This window comes from Catonella sp. (genome assembly GCF_057250765.1).
This window is the reverse complement of record NZ_DBHIEC010000006.1, coordinates 105,701-128,888: the sequence shown is the minus strand read 5'-3', so window position 1 is coordinate 128,888 and position 23,188 is coordinate 105,701. Positions and strand designations below refer to the sequence as shown.

Genomic DNA, 23,188 nt, shown 5'->3' with positions numbered 1-23,188 from the left:
ATGAAACTTGAGAATGTTCTTGTGAAGCGTCCGGGAAAAACAGTTTACAGAGATGGTAATAAGGTAATTAAGTTGTTTGATGCTCAGTACTCTATGGCTGATATCCTCAATGAGGCACTCAATCAGGCAAGGGTTATGGAGACAGGATTAAATATACCTAAATTACATGGCGTGACTGAGATTGATGGAAAGACAGCTATTGTGCTTGATTATATCGAGGGCAAGACCTTCGAGCAGCTTATGAATGAGCACCCTGAGAAGCAGGATGAATTTCTTGAAAGATTTATTGCTATTCAGGCGGATGTTCACTCAAGAAAGGCTCCAATGCTTAACAGGCAGTATGATAAGTTTTATAAGAAAATATCCGATTCAAGCTTTGACGCTACAACAAGGTATGATTTACATTCAAGGCTTGATGCAATGAAGCGTCATGACAAGCTATGCCACGGAGATTTTAACCCAAGCAATATCATTGTTACCGCAAATGATGATGTTTATATCATTGACTGGGCACATGCTACACAGGGTAATGCTTCTGCCGATGTAGCAAGAACATACTTGCTGTTCTATCTTAACGGAAAAGAGGAATTTGCTGACAAGTACCTGAATCTCTTCTGCGAAAGAACAGACACCGCTAAGCAGTATGTACAGAAGTGGCTCCCTATCGTTGCTGCATCACAGTCAGTAAAGGGAAATAAGGAGGAAGTAGGACTCCTTAGCCGTTGGGTAAATGTAGTTGACTATATGTAAATAAAATTGTATTTCAGGCAGTACCTTTTGGTACTGCCTCTTTTCTGTTTAAAGAAAAAATGTTATAATATAGAGATGTATTGATTAAACTTAAGGAGAACCATTATGGGAAAGATAACTAACATAAAAAAACAGACAGATAACAGGTTCTTAAATATTTATGAGCTTGATAATGTTCATAAATCAGGTAGAAAGGGTAAGTATTTTGTTGCCTCAAGAGCAAAGGATATAGACAGCTTAAAAATCACAACAGGAAAAAACAATCCTGATGGTGTTATTATATATGCACTTGCAGGAGAAGATAAGGACAAAGTTGTGCTAATCAGACAGTATAGATATCCTATCAATGATTATATTTATGAATTTCCTGCAGGACTGGTCGAAGAGGGAGAAGACTATTCTGTGGCTGCAGGAAGGGAGACATACGAAGAAACCGGTATGAGATTTACTCCTATTACTGTACCTGATGGCTATAACAGACCGTTTTTCACAACCATAGGGATGACAGATGAATCCTGTGCTACAGTATTTGGATATTGTGATGGAGAACCTTCCCACGAACACCAGGAGGATAGCGAAGAAATTGAGATTATCTTAGCTGATAAGGCTGAGGTTAGAAGAATACTGAAGGAAGAGAAAATTGCAATAATGACAGCGTACATGCTTATGCACTTTATAAAGGATGAAGAGCCATTTGGATTCCTAAAGGAGGATTAAATTGAGCGTTTTTGAAATACTTGGACCTATTATGGTTGGTCCATCAAGCTCACATACAGCAGGAGCTTGTAGAATAGGGCTTATTACAGCCAAGCTGCTAGGTGAAAAGCCTGTAAAGGCAGAAATCATACTTTCAGGCTCATTTGCAGCAACAGGCAAGGGACATGGAACTGATAAGGCGTTGGTTGCCGGGCTTTTAGGCTTTGAACCGGATGATATGAGGATACCTGATAGCTTTGAAATAGCAAAAGAGATGGGGCTTGACTTTGAGTTTAAGAATAATGAGGTCAAGGATGCCCATCCTAATACAGCTATAATTACAGCTGTAGGAGATAAGGGAAGGGAAGTCTGTGTTCAGGCTGCTTCCATAGGAGGAGGCAGGATTAAGGTAAATAAGATAGATGGAATAGAGGTCAATTTCTCGGGAGCCCTTCCTACCCTTATAGTGAATAATATAGACGCTCCCGGTCATGTGGCCGCAGTTACAGGAACTTTGTCAAGGAGTGGATTTAATATAGCCAATATGCAGCTCTACCGCAACAAAAGAGGCGGTACTGCGGTTATGATAGTGGAAATGGACCAGAAGATGTCGCCTGAACTGATTAAAGAAGTTGAGAACCTGAAAGGAGTGCTTAGAGTAACCTATGTATGATTCTTTAGAAGAAATTGTATCTGTCTGTGAAAAGGAAAAAATTTCTTTTCCTGACTTAATTATAAGGGAAGATGCCTCAGATGCAGACATTACCATAGAGGAAGAAATTGGAAAGATGCAGGTAATGTGGCAGGCGATATTAGACGGAGCCCATAACTATGATCCAAACCTTAAGTCAAGAAGTGGGCTTGTGGGCGGAGATGGATATAAGATGCAGGCCTATAGGGAGAGTAACACCACAATCTGCGGGGACTATATGGGAAGGGTTATACAGGCAGCAATAGAGACCTCAGAGTCCAATGCCTGTATGAAGAGGATAGTGGCTGCGCCTACAGCGGGCTCTTGTGGTGTACTTCCAGCTGTGTTGGTACCTTTTTATGATGAATATAAGGTGTCTGACGATGAGATGGTAAAGGCACTATTTGTGGCGGCAGGCGTAGGAGAGGTTGTTGCAAGAAGGGCTTCTATATCAGGGGCAGAAGGAGGATGTCAGGCTGAGATGGGTACTGCGGCAGCTATGGGAGCAGCAGCGCTCGTGTACCTCAAGGGTGGAAGTCCTATGCAGATGATAACAGCCTCAGGGATGGCCATTCAAAACCTGCTTGGTCTTGTATGTGATCCTGTTGCAGGACTTGTAGAGGTACCCTGCGTGAAAAGAAATGTAATAGGTGCCGTGAATGCCTGTTCTGCTGCTGATGTAGCACTTGCAGGTATTAGTGTTAGGATTCCACCTGATCAGATTATAGATGCAATGAAGGACGTTGGTGACAGCCTTAACTCCAGATTCAAGGAAACCGCCAGAGGAGGGCTTGCAATTACACCTGAAGGCATTAAAATAAGGGAGCTGGTTAAGTAGCTTGCTACCTGACCAAAATAGTGGTAAAATAACCCTTTAGATTATATATTTCAGATTATAGAGTAATAATTTTGGATAAAAGGATGGATAATGGGCAAATACGCAATTGAAGTAGAAAATGTCGGAATGAAGTTTAATATGAGTTCCGAAAAGGTGGATGATCTTAAGGATTATGTGATTAAGCTGCTTAAAAGGCAGCTAAACTACAAGGAGTTCTGGGCACTCAAGAATATTTCTTTTAAGATTGAAAAGGGTGACAGGGTTGGCCTTGTAGGACTAAATGGTGCCGGGAAAAGTACTCTTCTTAAGGTTATCTCAGGAGTACTTAAGCCGACAGAGGGAAAGGTTAAGATATCGGGTAATATTGCACCTCTTTTGGAGCTGGGTGCCGGGTTTAATAAACAGTATACGGGCACAGAGAATATATTTCTTTATGGTGCTATGCTTGGACATTCTAAGGCTTTTTTAACTGAAAAGTATAATGAGATTGTTAAGTTTTCAGAGCTTGGAGAATTCATTGATGTACCCGTTAAGAACTATTCCTCAGGTATGAAATCAAGGCTTGGATTTGCAATAGCAACTATTGTAGAGCCTGATATTCTGGTGCTTGATGAGGTACTCTCTGTTGGTGATGCCAAGTTTAGAAAAAAGAGTACCAATAAAATCAAGTCGATGATTGAAAACAATGTTACGGTACTTTTTGTATCGCATTCTATAGATCAGGTATTAGATCTTTGCAACAAGGCTATACTCCTTGATAAGGGGCATCTTGTGGCTTATGGAAGCGCACAGGAGATAGCTGATCTTTATCAGCAAAGACTCGAAGATAAATAAAAAATGAGGTAATATATGATAGTTAAAAATAAGGTGGGTCTTATGTCTAAGCTTGCTATGTTTGAAAAGTCTTCCGAGGGGAAGATGGCACTTAGAGATATCAGCCTTTTTAGATATGACCATATCAGATGGGATTTGCTAAAAACCGGTGCAAGTGTAACTGTAGGTTATGCTTTGATACTGGCTCTAATAATAATGTATAATCTTGAATATCTCATTAAGAATGCGACTTCACTTGATTATAAGGACATTGGAGTTAAGATGCTGGGGATATATCTGGTGGTTATGGTGGTTTATCTGGTATTTACTTTTCTATATTCTGCCTATACATACAGTAAAAACAGAAGAAAGTTTGTAAAGTATCGTAAACTATTGTCGCAGATGGAGAGGATTTACGATGAAGAGGAGACAGAGGAGGAGAGTAAATGATACAGCTTCTGCTAATTAGAGACAGCATTAAAAGCGTGGTAAAGAAGTACAATGCAGCAATTGTTCCTATTTTCCGCTTCGTTGCCGCCTTTATTACATTTTTATTAATTAACTATAATCTAGGCTACAACGAAAAATTCTCGGGAATATCTGTAGTTGTTATGTTTTCAGCTATATCGGCATTTTTTCCAATGGCGGTAACAGTGTTTTTGGCCGGTCTTTTAATGACTATACACATATACTCAGCCTCAATGTTCCTTGCACTTATATTTGTGCTGATTATAGCTATCCTTTATTTTATGCTGGTTCGTTTTGCACCTGAATACAGTGGGCTTATTATTGCAGTACCGGTACTTTCATTTTTCCATATGGAAGCCCTTACACCTATGGCAGTTGGGCTTACGGGCAATCCTATAGCTATATTTGCAATGGTCCCGGGAGTCTTTATCTCTACGTTATTTAATGTGATAAAAGAAGCTGTAAAAATGTCTGCCGGAAATACCCAGATAGAGGATAACCTTCAGATTTACATATATGTGATGAAATCTCTAATTGAGAATAAACTTATGATACTTACCATAGTTTCATCTATCTGCGTATACTTTGCAGCGTATGTATGCAGAAGGCTCGCTATATCACATGCATATATACTTGGAATACTGGCAGGGATGATAGTCAATCTTATGGTAATGATAATAGGAGGCCTCATATTTGATGTTAAAACAGATGTCCTTTGGGTATTCTTAGGGACCATGCTTTCGGGCGTATTTGCGTTTGTTGTGCAGTTCTTTAAGTATCTTCTTGACTACACCTCTGTCGAGCATTTACAGTTTGACGACGATGATTATTTTTATTATGTTACTGCAGTGCCTAAGCTATCGGTCACATCACCTAATTTGAATATTCTTAAGATAAACGGTAACGAAACAGATAAGGAATGAGTGTTAAATGGAAACGATTGTAGAAACGATAAGCGATTATTTTACGTGGCTTACCTTACCGGCATTTAAGTTTACAGATGTACTAGAAATACTTATTTTAGCTTTTTTGATTTACAATATAATCAAATGGATAAAGTATACCAGAGCCTGGACCTTGTTTAAGGGACTCCTGGTATTACTTGCCTTTTCTGTGTTTTCCGCTATCATGCAGTTTGATGTAATACTCTGGATTATACGGAATACTATCAGTGTTGGTATTATTGCATTTGTAATACTATTTCAGCCGGAACTAAGAAGAGCACTTGAAGAGCTGGGCAAAAGAAACATATTTCCAAAGTTTATAAGTCTGACAGGCTCCGATGAAAATGACAGATTTTCTGATAAGACGATAGAAGAGTTAGTGAAGGCTTCATTTGAACTTGCAAGAAATAAAACCGGTGCTCTAATAGTTATAGAAAAGGATTTGAGCCTTACCGAGTATGAAAAGAGCGGAATACCTATAGATGCAGTGGTAAGCAGCCAGTTGCTTATCAATATATTTGAGCATAACACACCTCTTCATGATGGAGCAGTTATCATGAGGGGGGATAGGATTGTATCTGCTACTTGTTACCTGCCACTATCTCCTAATCTTTCTCTTAGCAAAGAGCTTGGCACAAGACATAGGGCCGCTGTTGGAGTAAGTGAGGTGACAGATAGCTTAACTATCATAGTCTCTGAAGAGACCGGAAAGGTTTCTATAGCTCAAGATGGTAGAATATTAAGAAATGTTGATGGTGGAAGGCTCAAGTCTGAGCTTGTAAAACTTCAGAAGCTTGATGCTTTTGCACAGGAAACTAAGCTTAAATGGCAGAAGGTTAAAAAACATCTGTTTCGCAATAAGCAGGATGGAGAATTGTGATTATGAAGAAGTTGTTTACAGAAAATATAGGACTAAAGCTTGGCTCTATTGCCATAGCCATTATCCTATGGGTTTTGGTCGTATACACATATGATCCCGCTGCAACTACGACATTTACCATAGGAGTAGACATTATTAACGGGGACTCCATAGCATCTTTGGGAAAGGTATATGAAGTCGTTGAAGGTGACACGATTACCATAAAGGTGAAAGCTAACGCAAGCCTTATAAAGAACCTTAAGGCATCTGATTTTAAGGCTACTGCCGATGTATCTAAGCTCTCACCTACAGACCATGCCAACATAGATGTCGTATGTACTAAGTCAGACAATGTTGAGATAACCATCATAGGCAGTGCAAAGCTACTTGAAGTTAAGCTTGAAGACCGTGTAACCAAGCAGTTTTCAGTTACGGTTGAAAAGTCAGGAAATGCGATGGAGGGCTACTTTGTAGGGGATGCCGTCGCCAAGCCTAATCTCATAACAGTAAGCGGAGGTAAGAACTCTATAGAAAAAATTGCATCAGTTAAGGTGGTTGCTGACATAAATGGCGCTGGAAGTTCGTTTAATGTTAAGGGTGTTCCTAAGGCCTATGATTCTGACGGCAACGAAATAACTACAGGAAGCCTAACGTTTTCCGATAATCCTGTAAGTGTTGCTGTAAAGGTGTATAAGACTAAGAGGATTAGTGTGATTGTGGAAGCGAGCGGAGAACCATATAAGGGATATTCTGTTCAGGATATTGACTATGAGCCAAAGTCTGTATTGGTCGCAGGTGATAAGAATCTGCTCTCAAGGATTTCAAGTATCAGGGTGCCTCTTGATGTTGAAGGAAAGATAACGGATGTAGAGGAATCTATTAGTCTTTCTGACTTTTTGGAAAGCGGCATATACCTTGTTGACAAGGATGTAACCATCAATGCTAAGTGTAATATAGTAAGGCTTGGAACTAAAGAACTTGAAGTATTGCCAACAGATATCAGTCTTAACAATAAATCAGACAAATTTAATTATGAATTCGTTAATACAGAGAAGTTAGTCGTTACCTTGAGTGGCCTTTCAGATAAAATAAAAGATATTGGAGTTTCAGACATAGCTCCGTATATTGATTTATCCAATACAAAGGAAGCAGGTAATTACTCTTATATACTCAAGTTTAGAGATATTGACGGTGTAAAAGTGGAGACATCTAATGCTGTTACCATAAGGGTAACCGATATTGGCGGAGGAGCATCGGAAAATACAGGGGAAGATGCAAATGATGAAGCCAGCGGTGCCGCCATTGAATCAGATGACAAAAAGAGTGAGACAAAAGAATCAAAAGAATCAAAGGGGTCAAAAGAAGGAGAGTCATCTTCTGTAACGAATGAAGAAGGAAAGAACCATGAATAAGTTGTATATGGAGGAAAGCTTGTGCTTAGAGTAATAAAGAATTTTAAAAAGTTCAGATTTTTACTGCTTGAACTTGTGAAGAAGGATATCAAGCTAAAATACAGACGTTCTTATCTTGGTATATTGTGGACTCTGCTTGAGCCACTTTTAACCATGATAGTTTTAACTGTTGTGTTTTCCGGGTTTTATGGCAAGAGTGACAGGTCATTCCCTATATATGTCCTTTCAGGAAGGCTTTTGTACAGCTTTTTCTCATCAGGTACAAAGGCGGCCTGCAAGTCAATTAGGAGTAATGCATCCATTATCAAGAAGGTGTATGTACCCAAATACATATATCCATTTGCTTCAATCATAGCCAACTATCTGATATTTATGATATCGCTTACTGTACTGGTGGTTGTTTCACTGGTTTTAGGTGTATATCCTACAAAACATATATTTGCTGCAATCATACCTCTCATAACACTTTTGTTTATGACAATAGGTGTGGGTATGGTGCTTGCTACTATGGCTGTATTTTTCAGGGACCTGGAGTATCTGTGGGATGTAATGCTTATGCTTATAATGTATTCATCAGCTATCTTCTATAATCCTGCGAAGGTTATTAAGAATGGTTACGGCTGGATTATTACATATAACCCTGTATACGCCTGTATAGCCAACTTTAGAAATGCGATTTATGGCAGCAGCATCGATAGATGGAGCCTTTATTATTCGGTGGGAGTCGCAGCTGTAAGTGTGGTTGTTGGCCTTTTTGTATTCTACAAAAAGCAGGATGAGTTTATCTTAAACATTTAACAAAACTAAAGAAGTGGCAAATGATGAAAATAAAAGAATTAAGCTATGCCTTGTTTGCATTTAACTACAAGTTTGGTTCGATTCTTCCCATCAAAAAGAATTTTGTGTTCTCCATAATGACACATGATGAATCTCCAAGCGGAAATATCAGGACTCTTACCAAGTATCTAAGCAAGGTGGGTAAATATAGCTTTTACTACGTGTCTAAGGAAGAGAGGAGAGCTTATTTTCATCTCCTTTTTGTACTGCCGTTTGTAATGAGTAGAGCAGAGATTATCCTTATGGACAACGCATTTATGCCTATGTCCTTCTTTAAGGTGAGAAAGGAAACAAAGGTGCTTCAGCTCTGGCATGGAACAGGAAGCATCAAAAAGTTCGGACAGGACAGCAATACAGGGAGATTAAGGGAATTAGAAAGAAGACATAACGCAAACATTGACTGTCTCTTTGTTAATTCAGCCGGGCTTGTACGTGAATATGCCGGAGCTTTTGGCTTACCGGAATCAAAAGTATACGCCACAGGGCTTCCAAGAACTGATTGGCTCCTGACACTTTTGTCTGATAAAAACAGGGCTAAAAAAATCCGGGACATAAGAGAAAAGATAGAAAAATTTATGGTGGGCAGCTTGAAGGACAAAAAGATAATCCTATATGCGCCAACCTTTAGGGACAATGAAACGGATGCTCCAAAGCTCCATATGAATGTATCGAAGCTTGCAGAGACGCTTCCTTGCGATTATCTTATATTTCTTAAGCTTCATCCATATGTAAGCAGGGCATTTAAGGGGAGTAATTTACCTGCCAGGGTAATAAATATATCAGACTATAAGGACTTAAATGAACTTATGGTTGTCTCTGATGGGTTAATAACAGATTATTCATCTATTATTTTTGACTATGTTGTACTTGATAAGCCGATGTATTTTTTTGCTGATGATATACTTGATTTTGAAACGAATGGGAGAGGTTTTTACCTTGACTATAGAAATGAGCTTCCGGGTATTTTGCCTTCTGATGAGACCGAACTTGGAAGGATAATTGTAAATGATATAGAGGGAAGCGAAAGCAATGAGGCCAGGCTTAGTAGAAGGTTGTTCCTTGATAAATACTATGATTGGTTAGATGGTAAGTCTGCGATGAGAGTGTATGAGGAGGCAATTAAAAAGAAGTAAGAGCCTCACCACATAAGAACATTCGGAGAGGTTAACAGACTGGAATAAAGAGGCTGCTACATAATATAAGTATTACGTGGTGGCCTCTTTTTGAGGATTTTTGGTATTTTAATAAGCGTTTTTATTGATAAAGCCCTTAAAGAAGGTTAAAAACAGTATCTTAAAATCAAGCCCAAGTGTCCAGTTCTCGATATAATAAAGGTCACAGTCTATTCTTTTTCTTATGGAGGTATCTCCTCTGAAACCATTTACCTGGGCCCAGCCGGTTATTCCTGGACGTACCTGATGCTTAACATTGTAGCGTGGAATCTCCTCTTGGAATTTCTCTACAAAGAAAGGGCGTTCAGGTCTTGGGCCGACAAGGCTCATGTCCCCCTTAAGCACATTAAAGACCTGGGGAAGCTCATCAATACTGGTTTTTCTGATGAAACTGCCTATTGAGGTTACCCTTGGATCATTTTTGGTAGTCCATGCCTTCTTTTCGGCTCCTGCATCCTGTATCTTCATAGAGCGGAACTTGTACATGTTAAACTCTTTGTTGTGCAGACCTACTCTTACCTGCTTAAAGATAAGAGGGCCGGGCGAGGTAAGCTTAACAAGTATGCTTACAATAAGCATTGGTATACCAAATACAATAAGCATGCATACTGCCCCGAATATATCAACAACCCTCTTGATAAATTTGTTAAATGAGTTGCTAAGAGGTACATTCCTGATATTGATTACTGGAAGACCATCTATATCCTCAGTATGTGCAGTAGTAGGTATAACGTTGTTATAATCAGGTACAAACTGAGTGTGTACACCGCTTTTTTCGCATACTGCCACGATATGTTCAAGCTTATGATAGTCACGAAGTCTAAGTGTAATGGCAATTTCATCAAGGGTGTGTGAAGCACATATTTTTTCCAGGTCCGAAATGGCTCCAAGGACTTTTATATTGCGGTACTTTGAGCCCTCTGGCTTGTCATCGTCCAGAATTCCAAATATAGTATATCCCCATTGTGGATTGGAAATAAGCCTGTCAATATAGCTTTCTGCTGCAGAACTATAGCCAACAATCAGCATATGTTTCTGGTTAAGGCCTTTCCTTCTCGCTGCATGAAGCAGCTTTCTTAAAAAGAAACGAAAGGTCCAGCCAAAGAATACATTTACACCATAAAATATAGTAATAAAAGAACGCGAAATATCACTTTCCTTAAGTACATAAAGGAGTACAGGAAAGGTAAGAATGGCTATGGTATTAGCCTTAAAGAAGTTCCACATCTCAAACCTTAATCTAATCTGCCTCATAGGTGTGTAGACTCCTGAAAATGAGTATATTACAAGGTAGATAGGTATCAGGTAAATTAAAAATTTCATATAGTGGACTAAAGGCCACCACATGGTATGTTCAGGTGGAAATACTTCAAACTTTATAAGCCAGGCATATACAAAGGATATTATTATTATCAGTATGTCGCAGAGTAAATATACCCTGTTAAGTACTTTTTGATTTTCTCTAATCATCGAAGTGCTCCTAAGATTTAATGATACCATTATAGTACATTTATGCAGATATTTCTACCAGGAAAGACACAAAGATTTCACAAGACTATGGTTAAATTTATATATTTATGATATGCTTAGTACAGTATGATTCTTACTTTAGGAGGAATAATAAAGATGGAAGAGAAAAAGGATAATGGCACAACAAAGGGGCTTCTTATACTCGTTATTGTTTTTTTTATGATTATTGCAGGTATGGTCGGCTTTGGATTGTCCGGATATAGTGAGTTTAATATATTGCAGAGCCAGGATACAGGCGTAAGTGACAAATCTAATACAGATGAAGAAAAACCTGTAAAGAACAACGAGAATAAAGGGGATAAAGAAGAACATCAGGATAGAAAAGAAAATGTAAAGCTTCCTAAAACGGAGACTGACTCAAAGCTTGCATCTGTCAGGACGTCTGACTTGTCGGATGTAGTAGAGAAAGTAATGCCTTCTCTTGTTGCGATAACTACTGAAGGTGAAGAGAGCATAGTAAGTTGGTTTGGGAAGCAGACAAGAAAAACTCAGGATATGGGCTCTGGAGTGATAGTAGACAAGGACCAAAAGAGCTTATATATCATAACCAATAACCATGTTATAGACGGGGCTAGAAAGCTTGTTGTGGCTTTTGAGGATGGAAGCACTGCAAAGGGAGAAATAAAAGGGACTGCGGCATATACAGATCTTGCCCTCGTGGAAGTAAAGCTTGATAGTCTTGCTAAGAAGACACTTGATAGAATAAAGGTAGCAAGGCTGGGCGATTCGAATGAAATAAAAGTAGGTCAGATGGTTATGGCAATAGGCAACGCACTAGGTTACGGTCAGTCGCTTACTGTAGGCTATGTGAGTGCCAAAGACAGGGTAGTAAATATAAATGATATAACAATGAAGCTCATACAGACTGATGCGGCCATCAATCCCGGTAATTCAGGAGGAGCTTTATTAAACCTTAACGGCGAAGTCGTAGGAATCAACTCCGCCAAATTCTCGGACAGGGCTGTAGAAGGAATGGGCTATGCCATACCTATGGCTACAGTAAAACCACTGATAAATGAACTTAAAACCAAGAAAAATATCACAGATACTGAAAGAGGATATCTTGGCATATATTATAGGGAAATAGATGATGCTTCACACCAATCCTTCAATATGCCTTACGGACTCTATATTACAGATGTTGCAGATAATGGAGGGGCAAAGAAAGCAGGTCTTATTAAGGGAGATATAATTGTGGCAGTAAATGACAATGAAACCTTGAAATCTGATGCCATTAACTCTATAATCTTAGGTAAGAAAAAAGGCGAACAGGTCAAGGTAACATTTTACAGATACGAAAATGGGGAATATGTCAAAAAAGATGTTAATGTAACACTTGCCGAAAGGCCGAAAACAAATAATTAGATTTTGGAGGTTTGCTTGACAAATAAATATGAGTTGTTTGCACCCTGTCACTTTGGCTTAGAGGCGGTGCTAAAAAGAGAAATAATAGAGCTTGGTTACGAGGTAACGGAAGTAGTAGATGGTAGAGTTTCTTTTGAGGGAGATGAAGAGGCCATCGCAAGATGCAATGTATTTCTTAGGACTACAGAGAGGGTTATGCTTAAAGTAGGAAGCTTTAAGGCTGTTACCTTTGATGAGCTTTTTGAGAAAACTAAGGCGCTGCCTTGGGAGAATTTCATCCCCAAAGATGGTAAGTTCTGGGTAAAGAAGGCTTCTTCAATAAAGAGTAAGCTTTTTTCTCCTTCCGACATTCAGAGAATAGTAAAGAAGGCTATAGTTGACAGGCTTTCCGGAAAGTACAACATACTTAGGTTTCCTGAGGACGGAAGTGAATATCCTATTAGAATAACCATACTTAAGGATGAGGTTACTGTAGGACTTGATACGTCTGGTGAATCGCTTCATAAGAGGGGCTATAGAAGGCTTACAGTTAAAGCCCCTATCACTGAGACACTGGCAGCTGCACTTATAAGCCTTACACCTTGGAAGAAGGACAGGCTTCTCATCGATCCATTTTGTGGAAGTGGTACCATACCTATAGAGGCTGCCATGATAGGTCTAAATATTGCACCGGGAATGAAAAGGGATTTTCAGGCTATGGCCTGGGATAATATCCTTCCAAAGAGTCTATTTAAAGAGGCTAAGAAGGAAGCAGAAGACCTTATTGACAGAGAAACAAAGCTTTCCATACAGGGCTATGATTTGGATACGTCTGCACTGGATGCTGCAAGGGGGAACCTCTCCCTAGCGGGACTTGAGGGAAATATCCACTTTCAGCAGAGAGACATGAGAGATATAAGCAGTGCTAAAAAATACGGCTTTATTATAACCAATCCTCCATATGGAGAGAGGCTTGAAGAAAAAGAAGCCATGCCACAGCTTTATCGCGAGATGGGAAAGGCATTCCAAAAGCTTGATGAATGGTCATATTATATAATTACAGGCTTTGAAGATGCGCCAAAGTATTTTGGAAGGAAGCCTGATAAGAACAGAAAGATATACAATGGCATGATGAAAACCTATTTTTACTCATACCAGGGCGCAAAGCCTCCAAGACAGAGAGCAAGTCAGTAAATATATTATCATTTTTACTTGCAAAACTATCTAATTGCGGTATAATGGATATGTTAAAGCTTTTTAGGATTTTAAGGATGAAATCTATAGTTTTGGAGTGAATAAAATGAACTCGAAAGATAAGAAGAAGGAACTTAGGAAAATAACTGCGGCCGGTGTCTCGATTATGACAGTGGCTCTGTTGTTTTCCTCTATTTTTTCGGGAAACAAAGTTGAAAGAACTACTCTTTGGGCAAAGCCTTTTGAAGTACATGACAGTATCGCTGCCATTGATGAGACACATATAGAGATTGAGAATGATGATACTGCCCTGGCCGGTGAATTTGAAAAGGCAGAAGCAGGCTTTGTATTTGACAAAGAGAAGATGCCTGAGAATTATGTAGTTATACCTAAGCAGGACAGTGAGGATGGACTTGCTATGATTAGTGATGAGTATAACTATAGAACAGTGTATCTGGATATCAGGGATAAGAGCAAGAACTTTTACAGTACTTCCTCTGTTGTAAGATACAACAAATCTGAGGAATTTACCGGAGAACCTGTGGGACAGGTATTTCCTCCTTATCTTATGGCATTTATAAATGGAGAGGCAGAGGCCTCTGAAAATGATAGGGAGGCCTACGATAAGTATGAAAAAGAGAATAAAAATCAGGATGAAAGCCCAGACCCGGTAGCCAATATCAAGATTGAACGAAAGGACAAAGATGTCACCAGATTTGTTCTTACCTTCAACAGGCTCTATGTACCTGAGTTTTTCGAAGATGATGATAATTACTACATTTCACTTAGAAGGCCTAAAGATGTCTACAAAAAAATACTTGTAATAGACTTAGGGCACGGCGGAAAAGACGCTGGAACGTTTAGTGGTGACAGTAAGGTGTATGAAAAGGATACAGTGCTTAAGTTTGGGTTGAAGTTAAAAGCTCTTTTTGATAAACAGGACGATATCAAGGTGTATTACACAAGGCTTACTGACACCTTCCTCTATAGGAGAACCAGAATTGATTTAGCCAATGGCCTGGATGCTGACTTCTTTTTAAGCATTCACAACAATAACTATACTGTAATGGGCAGTCCTGTTGACTTTAATGCTGTAAGGGGAACTGAGATTCACTATAACGAGAAGATTAAAGATACCAAGGTAAGTTCTAAGCAGTTTGCATCCCTCATCTTAGAGAGCATCTGCAGTGTGCTTAAAACAAAAAACAGAGGTGTGGTTGAAGGCAGCGGGTACTATGTTTTAGGGCATACCAATATGCCGTCTGCCTTGGTTGAAATAGGATATCTTACCAACAAAGACGACCTAAAGATTATACAGAATAATAAAAAAATGACCGCCTGTGCAGAAGCTGTTTACAAGGCTATAGTTCAGGCTTTTAAGGAAAATGAGGAATAATGGATAAAATAGTTTTTGCAACTACTAATGAAGGCAAGGTTAAGGAAATAAAAGAGATACTAGGGGATTTCCCCATTGAAGTAGTGTCTATGAAGGAAATGGGTATAACAGCAGACATTGAAGAAAATGGTACAACTTTTGAAGAGAATTCACTTATCAAGGCAAGGGCTTTAGCAAAGCTTACCGGACTTCCTGCACTTGCCGATGATTCGGGACTTGAAGTAGATTACTTAAACGGTGAGCCGGGTATATATTCTGCCAGATATCTGGGCAGAGATACAGACTATGATTATAAGAATAATTATATCATAGACAAGCTAAGTGGGGCAAAGGGCGAAGATAGAAGTGCCAGGTTTGTATGCGTTATCTCTTTAGTGCTTCCTGATGGCAGGGAGTTTGTAGAAAGAGGAGTTGTTGAAGGCCTGATAGGCTATGAGCAAAAAGGAGAAAACGGCTTTGGATATGACCCTATCTTTTATTTACCTGAATACGGGAAGACCTCTTCAGAACTCCCTCCTTGGGAAAAGAATAAGATAAGCCACAGAGGAAAGGCTCTTACTGCTATGAAGAAGCTGATTGTGACTTTGGATTGATATGGACTTTGAATTGATATAGAAAGAAGACGTATAAAGAAAGAGGATGTATTAGTGGATATAAGTGTTAAAGTATTTGAGTTATTTGTTGAGAATTCAAGTCTTAAGATAGGACTTAGAGTTAGAGGGGACTATGATCCTAAGGTTAGGAAGCCTATGGTTACAGTCATATTTGACAATGGAAAGGAAAACAGAAGGATTCCCATGCCTATTCAGGCTTATTACCCAAGTGAAGACTTAAAGACCTTTGACTTTTTTGCAGGCTACTCTTATCTTTTAGATCAGGTGTTTTTCAAAAACTATGGTAATGAAAAAATGAGGATGAGCATCGAAGTAGCTTATGGTGAACACCTCTTTGTAAGCCCTGTTATGACTGAATCCAGCGATTTGCTTATCTATGGTTCCGAGTTTTATGGTGTAGCCTTTGGTAAGAAACATCAAGACATAGTGATTAAGCCTCTTCAGGGGGAGACAGAAACCAGCATAAGAAATAACATCGTTAATTCTATTCAAAGTATAGTAAACCTGCTTTGGAGCATTGTACTTATTGTAACAGCGATTATACTTATACCTGTATTTGTTGTTGAAGCACTGCTTAACTTTATATACTGTGTAAAGCCTGCACCAAGAAACAACAAAACCGGTCTTATGAGAATCCTCTTTCATATAAAGTGGAGGGTGAGCGGCATAATTAGAAAGAACCTAAGCTTTGCGTACTTAAAGCTTAGTCTTGCAAGACTCGGATTTGATTTGTTTAAGGCATTTAAGGTGAAAAAGAACAGAATAGTATTTATCTCAAATAGAAGGGAAGCCATAAGCGGAAACTACGAATATATCTATGATAAATTAATAGACAATAAAAAACTTGACATAAGAACCGTATTTGATACTACGGAGGGTTATTTAACCTGCTTTAAGTATGGTTATTATATGGCTACTGCCAAAGTGCTTTTAGTAGATGATTACATAGAGCTTATATACAAGATTCCAAGAAGAGAAGACAACTATCTCATACAGGTGTGGCATGCCTGCGGTGCGTTTAAGACATTTGGTTTTAGCAGGCTTGGAAGACCGGGTGGGCAGAAGCAGAAGAACAATGCGCATAGAAACTATGATTTCTGTACAGTTAGTTCTTCGGAGATATGCAAGTACTATGCGGAAGGATTTGGGCTATCCCTTGAAAAGGTGGTTCCTACCGGGGTTCCAAGAACTGACGTCTTCTTTAGCAAGGAATATAAAGAAAAGGCAAGAAGTGAAATCTATAGTAAATACCCTGAACTAAAGGATAAAAAGGTAATTCTATTTGCTCCTACCTTTAGAGGGAATGGTAAAAAATCAGGATTTTATCCTGAGAACCGTTTTGACTTTATAAAATTATATGAGCATTTTAAAGGAGAATATGTTATTATAATAAAGCATCATCCTTTTGTGAATAACAGAGTGGAGATTCCTGCGGAATATGAAGGTAAAATCATTGACATGTCAGAAAATGAAGAGTTAAATGAACTTTTATTCGTTACTGATGTGCTTATAACTGATTATTCATCAGTGGTATTTGAAGCGAGCCTCCTTGATATTCCGATGTTGTTTTATTCTTTTGATTTGCAGAATTATATTGCAACCAGAGGATTTTATTATGAATACGACTCCTTTGTACCGGGCAAGATAGTCTACAATATGGATTCGCTCATTGAAGCCATAGACAAGAAGGACTTTGAGAGCGAGAAGATAGATGCATTTAAGCACAAGTTCTTTGACGAGTTAGACGGTAAGGCGGGACAGAGAGTAGCCGATTTAGTTGTTAGTTTACTTGATAAATAGGAGGTTATTATGGTATTTGCAGTTATTTGCGCAGGTGGTATAGGCAGTAGAATGGGAAATGCTGAAAAGCCAAAACAATATCTTAATGTAGGCGGCAAGCCTATTATACTACATACGATTGAGAAGTTTGTGGTAAATGAGAAGTTTGAAAAGATTATAGTTCTTGTTCCTGAAAGCTGGATAAGCTATACAAAGGATATAATCAACAAGCATCTTCAGGGGATTGAGAAGGTTGAGGTTATGGCAGGAGGAAGTGACAGAAATTCAACCATTATGAATGCCATTAACTACATAGAAGAGAAGTTTACTCTTGATGATGATACCATCATTGTAACCCATGATGCAGTTAGACCTTTTGTTACACACAGAATAATTATGGATAATATAGAGGCTGCTGTTAAGGTGGGTGCCTGCGATACAGTTATCCCTGCTACTGATACAATAGTGGAGAGCTTAGACGGAGAGAAGATAAGCAGTATTCCTGACCGCTCTAAGGTGTATCAGGGACAGACTCCTCAGAGCTTTAGGGCGAAGCGCCTAAAGGAGCTCTATTCGTCACTTACAGATGAGGAAAAGGCTATACTTACAGATGCAGCTAAGATATATCTGCTGAAGGGAGAGGCTGTACATCTTGTAAGGGGAGAAGTGTTTAATATCAAGATTACCTATCCTTATGATCTAACAGTAGCTGAAACTTTGATTAACACAGACAGGGAGTAAAATATGCTAAATACCGTATATAGGTTGGTTGCACCCAGAAGGTTTGAGGTGGCATTTTCGGATATCCAGTTATTTAAGGATAATCAGGTCATAGTAAGACCTCAGTTTCTATCTATCTGCCACGCAGACCAGAGATACTATCAGGGACTTCGTCCGGCAGCCATACTTAATAAAAAACTTCCTATGGCGCTTATACATGAGTCTATAGGTGTGGTGGTTCAGTCCTGCTCTGACAAGGTAAAAGTGGGCGACAAAGTTGTTATGATACCCAATACACCTGTGGAAAAGGACGAGTATATAGCGGAAAACTACCTTAGGAGTTCTAAGTTTAGAGCAAGTGGTTTTGATGGATTTATGCAGGACTTGGTTGCTCTTGATGCAGACAGGGTAGTGAAGGTACCTGAAGGGATTGATAACCATGTGGCTGCATTTATTGAGTTAATGAGTGTAAGTGTGCATGCGATTCTTAGATTTAAGAATTTCTCACATGGCAGGAGAGATAATATTGCTATCTTTGGAGACGGTAACTTAGGCTTTATTACAGGTATTTTTCTAAAGTCAATGCTGCCTGACTCTAAGCTGTCAATTTTTGGTGTAAATGATGATAAGCTGGCGAGCTTTTCATTTGCAGACAACACATATAACGTGGCAGGTGAACTAAAGAACCTAAGCTTTGACCATGCCTTTGAGTGCGTGGGTAACGCTGCGAGCGGCCAGGCGATTGAGCAGATGATTGATTTTATTAATCCTGAAGGGACTATATCTTTACTCGGAGTATCTGAGTATCCTGTCCCTATCAATACCAGAATGGTGCTTGAAAAAGGACTGAAGCTTTTTGGAAGCAGCAGGAGCGGACGCGATGACTTTAAGATGACTGTTAACATGCTTAGTGAAAATCCTTGGATGGTTAATTACTTAAGCAATATTATAAATAATATAGTGCCTGTAAGGAATATGACAGACATGAATCGGGCATTTGAACTTGATATACAAAAGCCCGGTGGAAAGACTATAATGGAATGGGATAAGTAAGCTGTTAAGTATGTATTGTAGGGATGAGGAGGTAGTTTTTGGAACGTTTTGAGATAAATATACTTAAGTTGAATGTAACGGAAACTACATTAAACATAGATGTTAAGGTAAGAGGTAATTATAATCCGGAGGTTAGAAACCCTATCGTTACCATCATTTTTACCTCAGGCAGTAAATACAGAAGGCTTCCCGTCCCTATAAAGACTTACCTGCCGGAAATGAATATGAAGAGATTCTTTATTCTGGCGGGCTACAGCTATTCCATAAAAGACCTGTACATTGACCATGATAAGCCTGAAAATATAGAAGTAAAGCTTGAACTTACGTATGGCGGTGATACATATACCGATATAATCTTAGATAAACCTGATGAATTAAAAATTATATCTTCAAGACAGTATTTGGTTTCACTCGCCAATGATGGATTAAGTATTAAGTTAATAAGGACAGCAGGTGATAAAGGTAGTGCAAATGTGATTCCTGTTTTATTAAATGGGATGATTTCATTTGCGTGGAGTTTTATACTCTTTATTCTGGCTGTCATTTTTATACCAATTTTTACCATCGAGGCAATGCTTGAGGCTATAGGACTTATAACAACAGCTTCCCCCAAAAAATATAAGAAAATAATGGGGGTTATAGAACATATCAGATGGCGTACAGAGCTTATTATGGATAGAACTATAGGACTCAGTACGTTTAAGAATCTGATGACTAAGTTTGGGTTTTATCTGTTTAAGCCTTTTAGGCTAAAGGAAAACCGAATTACCTTTATATCAAACCGTAGAAATAGTATAAGCGGTAACTATGAAAGTATTTATGCAGAGCTTATCAAAGATAAAAATATTGATATAAAGACTGTGCTTGATACGAAGGAAAGCTTCATATCCTGCTTTAAGTACGGTTATTACCTTGCAGCGTCAAAGGTCATTTTAATTGATGATTATATTCGTTCGGTCTATGAGATAAGAAAGCGTAAGGATAACTATCTTATTCAGGTGTGGCATGCCTGTGGAGCATTCAAGGCCTTTGGCTTTAGCAGATTAAGCAGAGAAGGGTGTTGGCCGCAAGACGCCCGTTCTCACAGAACCTACGATTATTGTCTGGTAAGTTCAAGGAAAGTAGCAAAGCATTATGCTGAAGCATTTGGGATGAATGTTGACAGGGTTATTGGTACAGGAGTTCCAAGAACTGATATCTTCTTTGATGAAGCCTATAAGAGGGAAATAAGAGCAAAAATATTTTCTACATATCCTATGTTAAAAGACAAAAAGGTTATTCTTTTTGCGCCTACATTTAGAGGGTCAAGCAAAAAAGAGGGCAACTATCCTCATTACCGCTTCGATTATAAGAAGATATTTGAAAGATTCGGTGATGAATACAGAATTATAATTAAGCATCATCCTCACGTAAACAATAAGCCTGTTATAGATGATGAGTACAAGGATAGAGTCATTGACCTATCAAAGAACGAGGAGCTAAACGAGCTTTTGTTTGTCACTGATATTCTTATTACGGATTATTCATCCGTGATATTTGAGGCGGCGCTCTTAGACATACCTATGCTCTTTTATGCCTTTGATCTAGATGAGTATATATCAAGAAGAGGCTTCTACTGCGAATATATTAGCTTTATACCGGGAAAGCTTGTGGAAAACATGGATGAAATATTATCTGCACTTTCAAGTGGGAACTTTGAAGCTGATAAGATAATAGAATTTAAGCTGGGCTTCTTTGATGACTTTGACGGTAAGTCCGGAAAGAGAGCATCAGAGTTCATAAAAAGACTTATGGAAAATTAGTGCAATTTATTTCATCATCTTTTGTGAATATTTGTGCTTTAAAATTCTTCTTATATCGTGTATAATATTACGGGCGCAAAAGGATTAGGCTTAAAATTATGAAGGGAAGGTTTTAATGAAATGATTGATGGCAAAATTACAGAACTTTTGCAGACAAAAGGGATGGAGTATGATGAAACATCTGCTTCATGGTATGGCACAGTTTCAGGCTATAGTATGAAACTTGTCCGTACAAATGATGGGAAGAACTACGAACTTGTAGTTCCCGTAACCAATGGAGGTATGCCGGACAAGCAGACTATGGTGGAGCTTGGTAAGCAGATAAACACCGTAGGAAGAGTAACTGTTAAGCAGTATGATGTTACCTTTTTTATTAAAAGACCTCTTACGACTGGTGCTTATCTTGAAAACATTTCTGCTGCAGTTTCTGCTGTTCCTGAGATGCTTAGAAGTTCAGGTTTTACAAGCTGTTGTGAGGTCAGCGGAAGAACTGACAATCTCTTATTCTGTGTGGTTGGAGGAGAAGTTTTAATTCTGACAGACGAGGAATATGGTAAACGTGAAATAGCTGTAAATGAGAGACATTACACAAAAAGCGAAAAAGGTGAAAATGTTGTTACTGGTATTGTAGGAGCATTTTTGGGAAGTATCATAGGTCTTATTGTTATAGTTTTAGTAGGACAGTTAGGATATGTTGCAGTTCTTTCGGGAATTGTTATGGGTGTTTGTACAGTTAAGGGCTATGCCATCCTTGGTGGAAAGTTAAGCAAAAAAGGCGCCGTACTTTCACTTATAATTATGATATGTATGACATTTGCAGCATTTATTTTAGATTCTTGCCTATATGTAATCAGACAGAGCCCTGGCGATGTGGCTTATATCGAAGAAATGATAGGATATTTTGTAGATGCTGTATTTAAGGAGAGAAATTATACTATCGAATTGGTAAAAATGTTTGCATTTACTTTAATAGGAGCTGTTCCTGCTATGTTTGGAGCATTTAAGGATGAAAAACTCTCTATAACAGCTTATAAGTTAAAAAATGTTAGAAATGATGATGAATACGGATATTAATTGAAATTTTTATATTTTGAAAATTGTATCTGATATATAAATATGGAGAATTAAAGATGAGAATTAAAAATGCTCTACTATGCGGTGGAATCGTACTTATGGTGGCTTTATGCTTTGGTGAGACAGACAGCATAAAAGCTTCAGCTGTAGTCGAAGCTAATGGGATCGACGATTCTAATGCTATCCAGCAGGAATTGGATTCGCTGGGGAGTGTTACTCTTAAAAAAGGTGAGACCTATAGACTTGAGAAGTCCATTGTTTTAAGAAGCAACATGACTATTAATGCTGAAGGAGCAACCATAATTTGTGAAAGGCCTATTGCCTACAATATACCTGACGAAACTGACTACAATTCTTTATCAAATGTTACCATTATCGGTGGTACTTGGAAGTCGGAAGGCAGTGGATACACAGGCTCATCCTTTAAGTTCACTCATGCAAATGATATAACTCTTAAAAATATGAAAGTTAGGTCAGCCAATTTATTAGGCCATAGTTTTGAATTTGTAGCCTGTAAAGATGTGTTTATGGAAAACTGTGATATAGCAGGACTGGGAAAGGCAGAATCAATGACGGAAGAGGCTGTTCAGTTGGATGTTGCTACATCAGGGACAGCACCTTATTTGAAAAGTGTACCATTTATAACTAGCTTAACTAAGTCGCTATGGAATAAGGCAGGTTGCAAGAATGTTACAATTAAAAAATGTAAGATAGTTGGCTGCCGGGGTGTAGTCGCCAATTATACAAAGGATAAAGATGCAATCAATGCTATTCATGAAAATATCACACTCATAGGTAATAATATAACCGGTCTCAACGGAGAAGGAGTTGTACTTTTTAATACCAAATCAGCTGTGGTTAAGAATAATAAGATAAGAAGCCTTAGAAAAGGAATTGGTGATGCATATACTGTCGGTTTGCATATAACTACATTTTCAAAGGATAAAGCTCTAAAAAAGGCTGAGTTTAAGATTAGTGGCAATACAGTGTATGGTGGCAGGCAGGCTGTTATGGTTTATTCTCATTCAGGAGTAAAATTTGGCAAGGCTGTAATTGAGAAGAACAAGCTTTTCTGTAAGGCAGGAAAGGATGTTGCAATCCATGCTAAGGAGCAGAGCATTAACAAAATTGTGATTAAGTCGAATACCATCAAGACTTATAAGGATAAATAATAAAAGATGGGAAAAATTATTTGAGTTTTA

The 23,188-nt window shown here is 38.5% G+C and carries 22 protein-coding genes; 21 read left to right on the top strand and 1 reads right to left on the bottom strand.

Annotated features, from left to right (window positions below; genetic code table 11):
• The 11 genes from ACO6HM_RS04870 to ACO6HM_RS04820 all read left to right on the top strand — a co-directional run bounded on the left by ACO6HM_RS04870 (nt 1) and on the right by ACO6HM_RS04820 (nt 9,441).
• Complete coding sequence (locus ACO6HM_RS04870; protein ID WP_208428604.1) at nt 1–750, top strand: phosphotransferase family protein; 750 nt, start codon at nt 1–3, stop codon at nt 748–750.
• Between the two features lie 105 nt (nt 751–855).
• A complete protein-coding gene (locus ACO6HM_RS04865) occupies nt 856–1,467 on the top strand; it encodes an NUDIX hydrolase (RefSeq protein ID WP_485390026.1) in 612 nt (203 codons plus the stop codon).
• A 1-nt stretch (nt 1,468) separates the two neighbouring features.
• Complete coding sequence (gene sdaAB, locus ACO6HM_RS04860; protein ID WP_485390025.1) at nt 1,469–2,119, top strand: L-serine ammonia-lyase, iron-sulfur-dependent subunit beta; 651 nt, start codon at nt 1,469–1,471, stop codon at nt 2,117–2,119.
• Nucleotides 2,112–2,975: an L-serine ammonia-lyase, iron-sulfur-dependent, subunit alpha gene (gene sdaAA / locus ACO6HM_RS04855; RefSeq protein ID WP_485390024.1), complete on the top strand. Its 864-nt coding sequence runs from the start codon at nt 2,112–2,114 to the stop codon at nt 2,973–2,975. Before sdaAB ends, sdaAA begins: the two co-directional genes overlap by 8 nt.
• A 90-nt stretch (nt 2,976–3,065) precedes the next feature.
• Entirely contained in the window at nt 3,066–3,809 is a 744-nt protein-coding gene (locus tag ACO6HM_RS04850; protein WP_485390023.1) for an ABC transporter ATP-binding protein, read from the top strand.
• Nucleotides 3,810–3,824: 15 nt separating this feature from the next.
• Complete coding sequence (locus ACO6HM_RS04845; RefSeq protein WP_485390022.1) at nt 3,825–4,238, top strand: hypothetical protein; 414 nt, start codon at nt 3,825–3,827, stop codon at nt 4,236–4,238.
• A complete protein-coding gene (locus ACO6HM_RS04840; protein WP_485390021.1) occupies nt 4,235–5,179 on the top strand; it encodes a hypothetical protein in 945 nt (314 codons plus the stop codon). The genes ACO6HM_RS04845 and ACO6HM_RS04840 overlap by 4 nt, the downstream gene beginning before the upstream one ends.
• Nucleotides 5,180–5,186: 7 nt before the next feature.
• Nucleotides 5,187–6,080, top strand: a complete 894-nt coding sequence (gene cdaA / locus ACO6HM_RS04835) for a diadenylate cyclase CdaA (protein ID WP_485390020.1) — start codon at nt 5,187–5,189, stop codon at nt 6,078–6,080.
• Nucleotides 6,081–6,082: 2 nt separating this feature from the next.
• Nucleotides 6,083–7,471 (top strand): CdaR family protein, encoded by a 1,389-nt coding sequence (locus ACO6HM_RS04830; RefSeq protein WP_485390019.1) that lies wholly within the window; start codon nt 6,083–6,085, stop codon nt 7,469–7,471.
• Nucleotides 7,472–7,492: 21 nt separating this feature from the next.
• The gene (locus ACO6HM_RS04825) at nt 7,493–8,269 is read left to right on the top strand and encodes an ABC transporter permease (RefSeq protein WP_485390018.1); all 777 of its coding nucleotides are present in this window, start codon (nt 7,493–7,495) and stop codon (nt 8,267–8,269) included.
• Nucleotides 8,270–8,289: 20 nt separating this feature from the next.
• Nucleotides 8,290–9,441 carry a CDP-glycerol glycerophosphotransferase family protein gene (locus ACO6HM_RS04820; RefSeq protein WP_485390017.1) on the top strand — a complete coding sequence of 384 codons (1,152 nt, stop codon included), beginning with the start codon at nt 8,290–8,292 and terminating at the stop codon, nt 9,439–9,441.
• A gap of 108 nt (nt 9,442–9,549) precedes the next feature.
• Here ACO6HM_RS04820 and ACO6HM_RS04815 read toward each other — a convergent pair whose 3' ends face one another.
• On the bottom strand, nt 9,550–10,950 hold the full coding sequence (locus ACO6HM_RS04815; protein ID WP_485390016.1) for an undecaprenyl-phosphate glucose phosphotransferase: 1,401 nt from the start codon (nt 10,948–10,950) through the stop codon (nt 9,550–9,552).
• A 156-nt stretch (nt 10,951–11,106) separates the two neighbouring features.
• Between ACO6HM_RS04815 and ACO6HM_RS04810 the strand changes: the two genes are divergently transcribed.
• From ACO6HM_RS04810 to ACO6HM_RS04765, 10 genes are all read left to right on the top strand, one after another.
• Nucleotides 11,107–12,375: a S1C family serine protease gene (locus tag ACO6HM_RS04810; protein WP_485390015.1), complete on the top strand. Its 1,269-nt coding sequence runs from the start codon at nt 11,107–11,109 to the stop codon at nt 12,373–12,375.
• A gap of 15 nt (nt 12,376–12,390) precedes the next feature.
• A complete protein-coding gene (locus tag ACO6HM_RS04805) occupies nt 12,391–13,548 on the top strand; it encodes a THUMP domain-containing class I SAM-dependent RNA methyltransferase (protein ID WP_485390014.1) in 1,158 nt (385 codons plus the stop codon).
• A 106-nt stretch (nt 13,549–13,654) separates the two neighbouring features.
• A complete protein-coding gene (locus ACO6HM_RS04800; RefSeq protein WP_485390013.1) occupies nt 13,655–14,944 on the top strand; it encodes an N-acetylmuramoyl-L-alanine amidase family protein in 1,290 nt (429 codons plus the stop codon).
• A complete protein-coding gene (locus ACO6HM_RS04795; protein ID WP_485390012.1) occupies nt 14,944–15,537 on the top strand; it encodes an XTP/dITP diphosphatase in 594 nt (197 codons plus the stop codon). Before ACO6HM_RS04800 ends, ACO6HM_RS04795 begins: the two co-directional genes overlap by 1 nt.
• 54 nt (nt 15,538–15,591) lie before the next feature.
• Complete coding sequence (locus ACO6HM_RS04790; protein ID WP_485390011.1) at nt 15,592–17,358, top strand: CDP-glycerol glycerophosphotransferase family protein; 1,767 nt, start codon at nt 15,592–15,594, stop codon at nt 17,356–17,358.
• A gap of 9 nt (nt 17,359–17,367) precedes the next feature.
• The gene (locus tag ACO6HM_RS04785) at nt 17,368–18,078 is read left to right on the top strand and encodes an IspD/TarI family cytidylyltransferase (RefSeq protein ID WP_485390010.1); all 711 of its coding nucleotides are present in this window, start codon (nt 17,368–17,370) and stop codon (nt 18,076–18,078) included.
• A 3-nt stretch (nt 18,079–18,081) separates the two neighbouring features.
• Nucleotides 18,082–19,110, top strand: a complete 1,029-nt coding sequence (locus ACO6HM_RS04780) for an alcohol dehydrogenase catalytic domain-containing protein (RefSeq protein ID WP_485390009.1) — start codon at nt 18,082–18,084, stop codon at nt 19,108–19,110.
• Between the two features lie 38 nt (nt 19,111–19,148).
• Nucleotides 19,149–20,912: a CDP-glycerol glycerophosphotransferase family protein gene (locus ACO6HM_RS04775; protein ID WP_485390008.1), complete on the top strand. Its 1,764-nt coding sequence runs from the start codon at nt 19,149–19,151 to the stop codon at nt 20,910–20,912.
• A gap of 120 nt (nt 20,913–21,032) precedes the next feature.
• The gene (locus ACO6HM_RS04770; protein ID WP_485390007.1) at nt 21,033–21,986 is read left to right on the top strand and encodes a hypothetical protein; all 954 of its coding nucleotides are present in this window, start codon (nt 21,033–21,035) and stop codon (nt 21,984–21,986) included.
• A gap of 56 nt (nt 21,987–22,042) precedes the next feature.
• Entirely contained in the window at nt 22,043–23,158 is a 1,116-nt protein-coding gene (locus tag ACO6HM_RS04765) for a right-handed parallel beta-helix repeat-containing protein (protein ID WP_485390006.1), read from the top strand.
• Nucleotides 23,159–23,188 lie beyond the last annotated feature (30 nt).

Bases quoted from the DNA above. Each gene is read 5' to 3' on its own strand.
- ACO6HM_RS04795 (WP_485390012.1), top strand. From the start codon at position 14,944: ATGGATAAAATAGTTTTTGCAACTACTAATGAAGGCAAGGTTAAGGAA.
- ACO6HM_RS04840 (WP_485390021.1), top strand. From the start codon at position 4,235: ATGATACAGCTTCTGCTAATTAGAGACAGCATTAAAAGCGTGGTAAAG.
- ACO6HM_RS04850 (WP_485390023.1), top strand. From the start codon at position 3,066: ATGGGCAAATACGCAATTGAAGTAGAAAATGTCGGAATGAAGTTTAAT.
- ACO6HM_RS04865 (WP_485390026.1), top strand. From the start codon at position 856: ATGGGAAAGATAACTAACATAAAAAAACAGACAGATAACAGGTTCTTA.
- ACO6HM_RS04770 (WP_485390007.1), top strand. From the start codon at position 21,033: ATGATTGATGGCAAAATTACAGAACTTTTGCAGACAAAAGGGATGGAG.
- ACO6HM_RS04785 (WP_485390010.1), top strand. From the start codon at position 17,368: ATGGTATTTGCAGTTATTTGCGCAGGTGGTATAGGCAGTAGAATGGGA.
- sdaAA (WP_485390024.1), top strand. From the start codon at position 2,112: ATGTATGATTCTTTAGAAGAAATTGTATCTGTCTGTGAAAAGGAAAAA.
- ACO6HM_RS04845 (WP_485390022.1), top strand. From the start codon at position 3,825: ATGATAGTTAAAAATAAGGTGGGTCTTATGTCTAAGCTTGCTATGTTT.
- ACO6HM_RS04815 (WP_485390016.1), bottom strand. From the start codon at position 10,950: ATGATTAGAGAAAATCAAAAAGTACTTAACAGGGTATATTTACTCTGC.
- ACO6HM_RS04820 (WP_485390017.1), top strand. From the start codon at position 8,290: ATGATGAAAATAAAAGAATTAAGCTATGCCTTGTTTGCATTTAACTAC.
- ACO6HM_RS04810 (WP_485390015.1), top strand. From the start codon at position 11,107: ATGGAAGAGAAAAAGGATAATGGCACAACAAAGGGGCTTCTTATACTC.
- ACO6HM_RS04800 (WP_485390013.1), top strand. From the start codon at position 13,655: ATGAACTCGAAAGATAAGAAGAAGGAACTTAGGAAAATAACTGCGGCC.
- cdaA (WP_485390020.1), top strand. From the start codon at position 5,187: ATGGAAACGATTGTAGAAACGATAAGCGATTATTTTACGTGGCTTACC.
- ACO6HM_RS04830 (WP_485390019.1), top strand. From the start codon at position 6,083: ATGAAGAAGTTGTTTACAGAAAATATAGGACTAAAGCTTGGCTCTATT.
- ACO6HM_RS04780 (WP_485390009.1), top strand. From the start codon at position 18,082: ATGCTAAATACCGTATATAGGTTGGTTGCACCCAGAAGGTTTGAGGTG.
- ACO6HM_RS04765 (WP_485390006.1), top strand. From the start codon at position 22,043: ATGAGAATTAAAAATGCTCTACTATGCGGTGGAATCGTACTTATGGTG.
- ACO6HM_RS04870 (WP_208428604.1), top strand. From the start codon at position 1: ATGAAACTTGAGAATGTTCTTGTGAAGCGTCCGGGAAAAACAGTTTAC.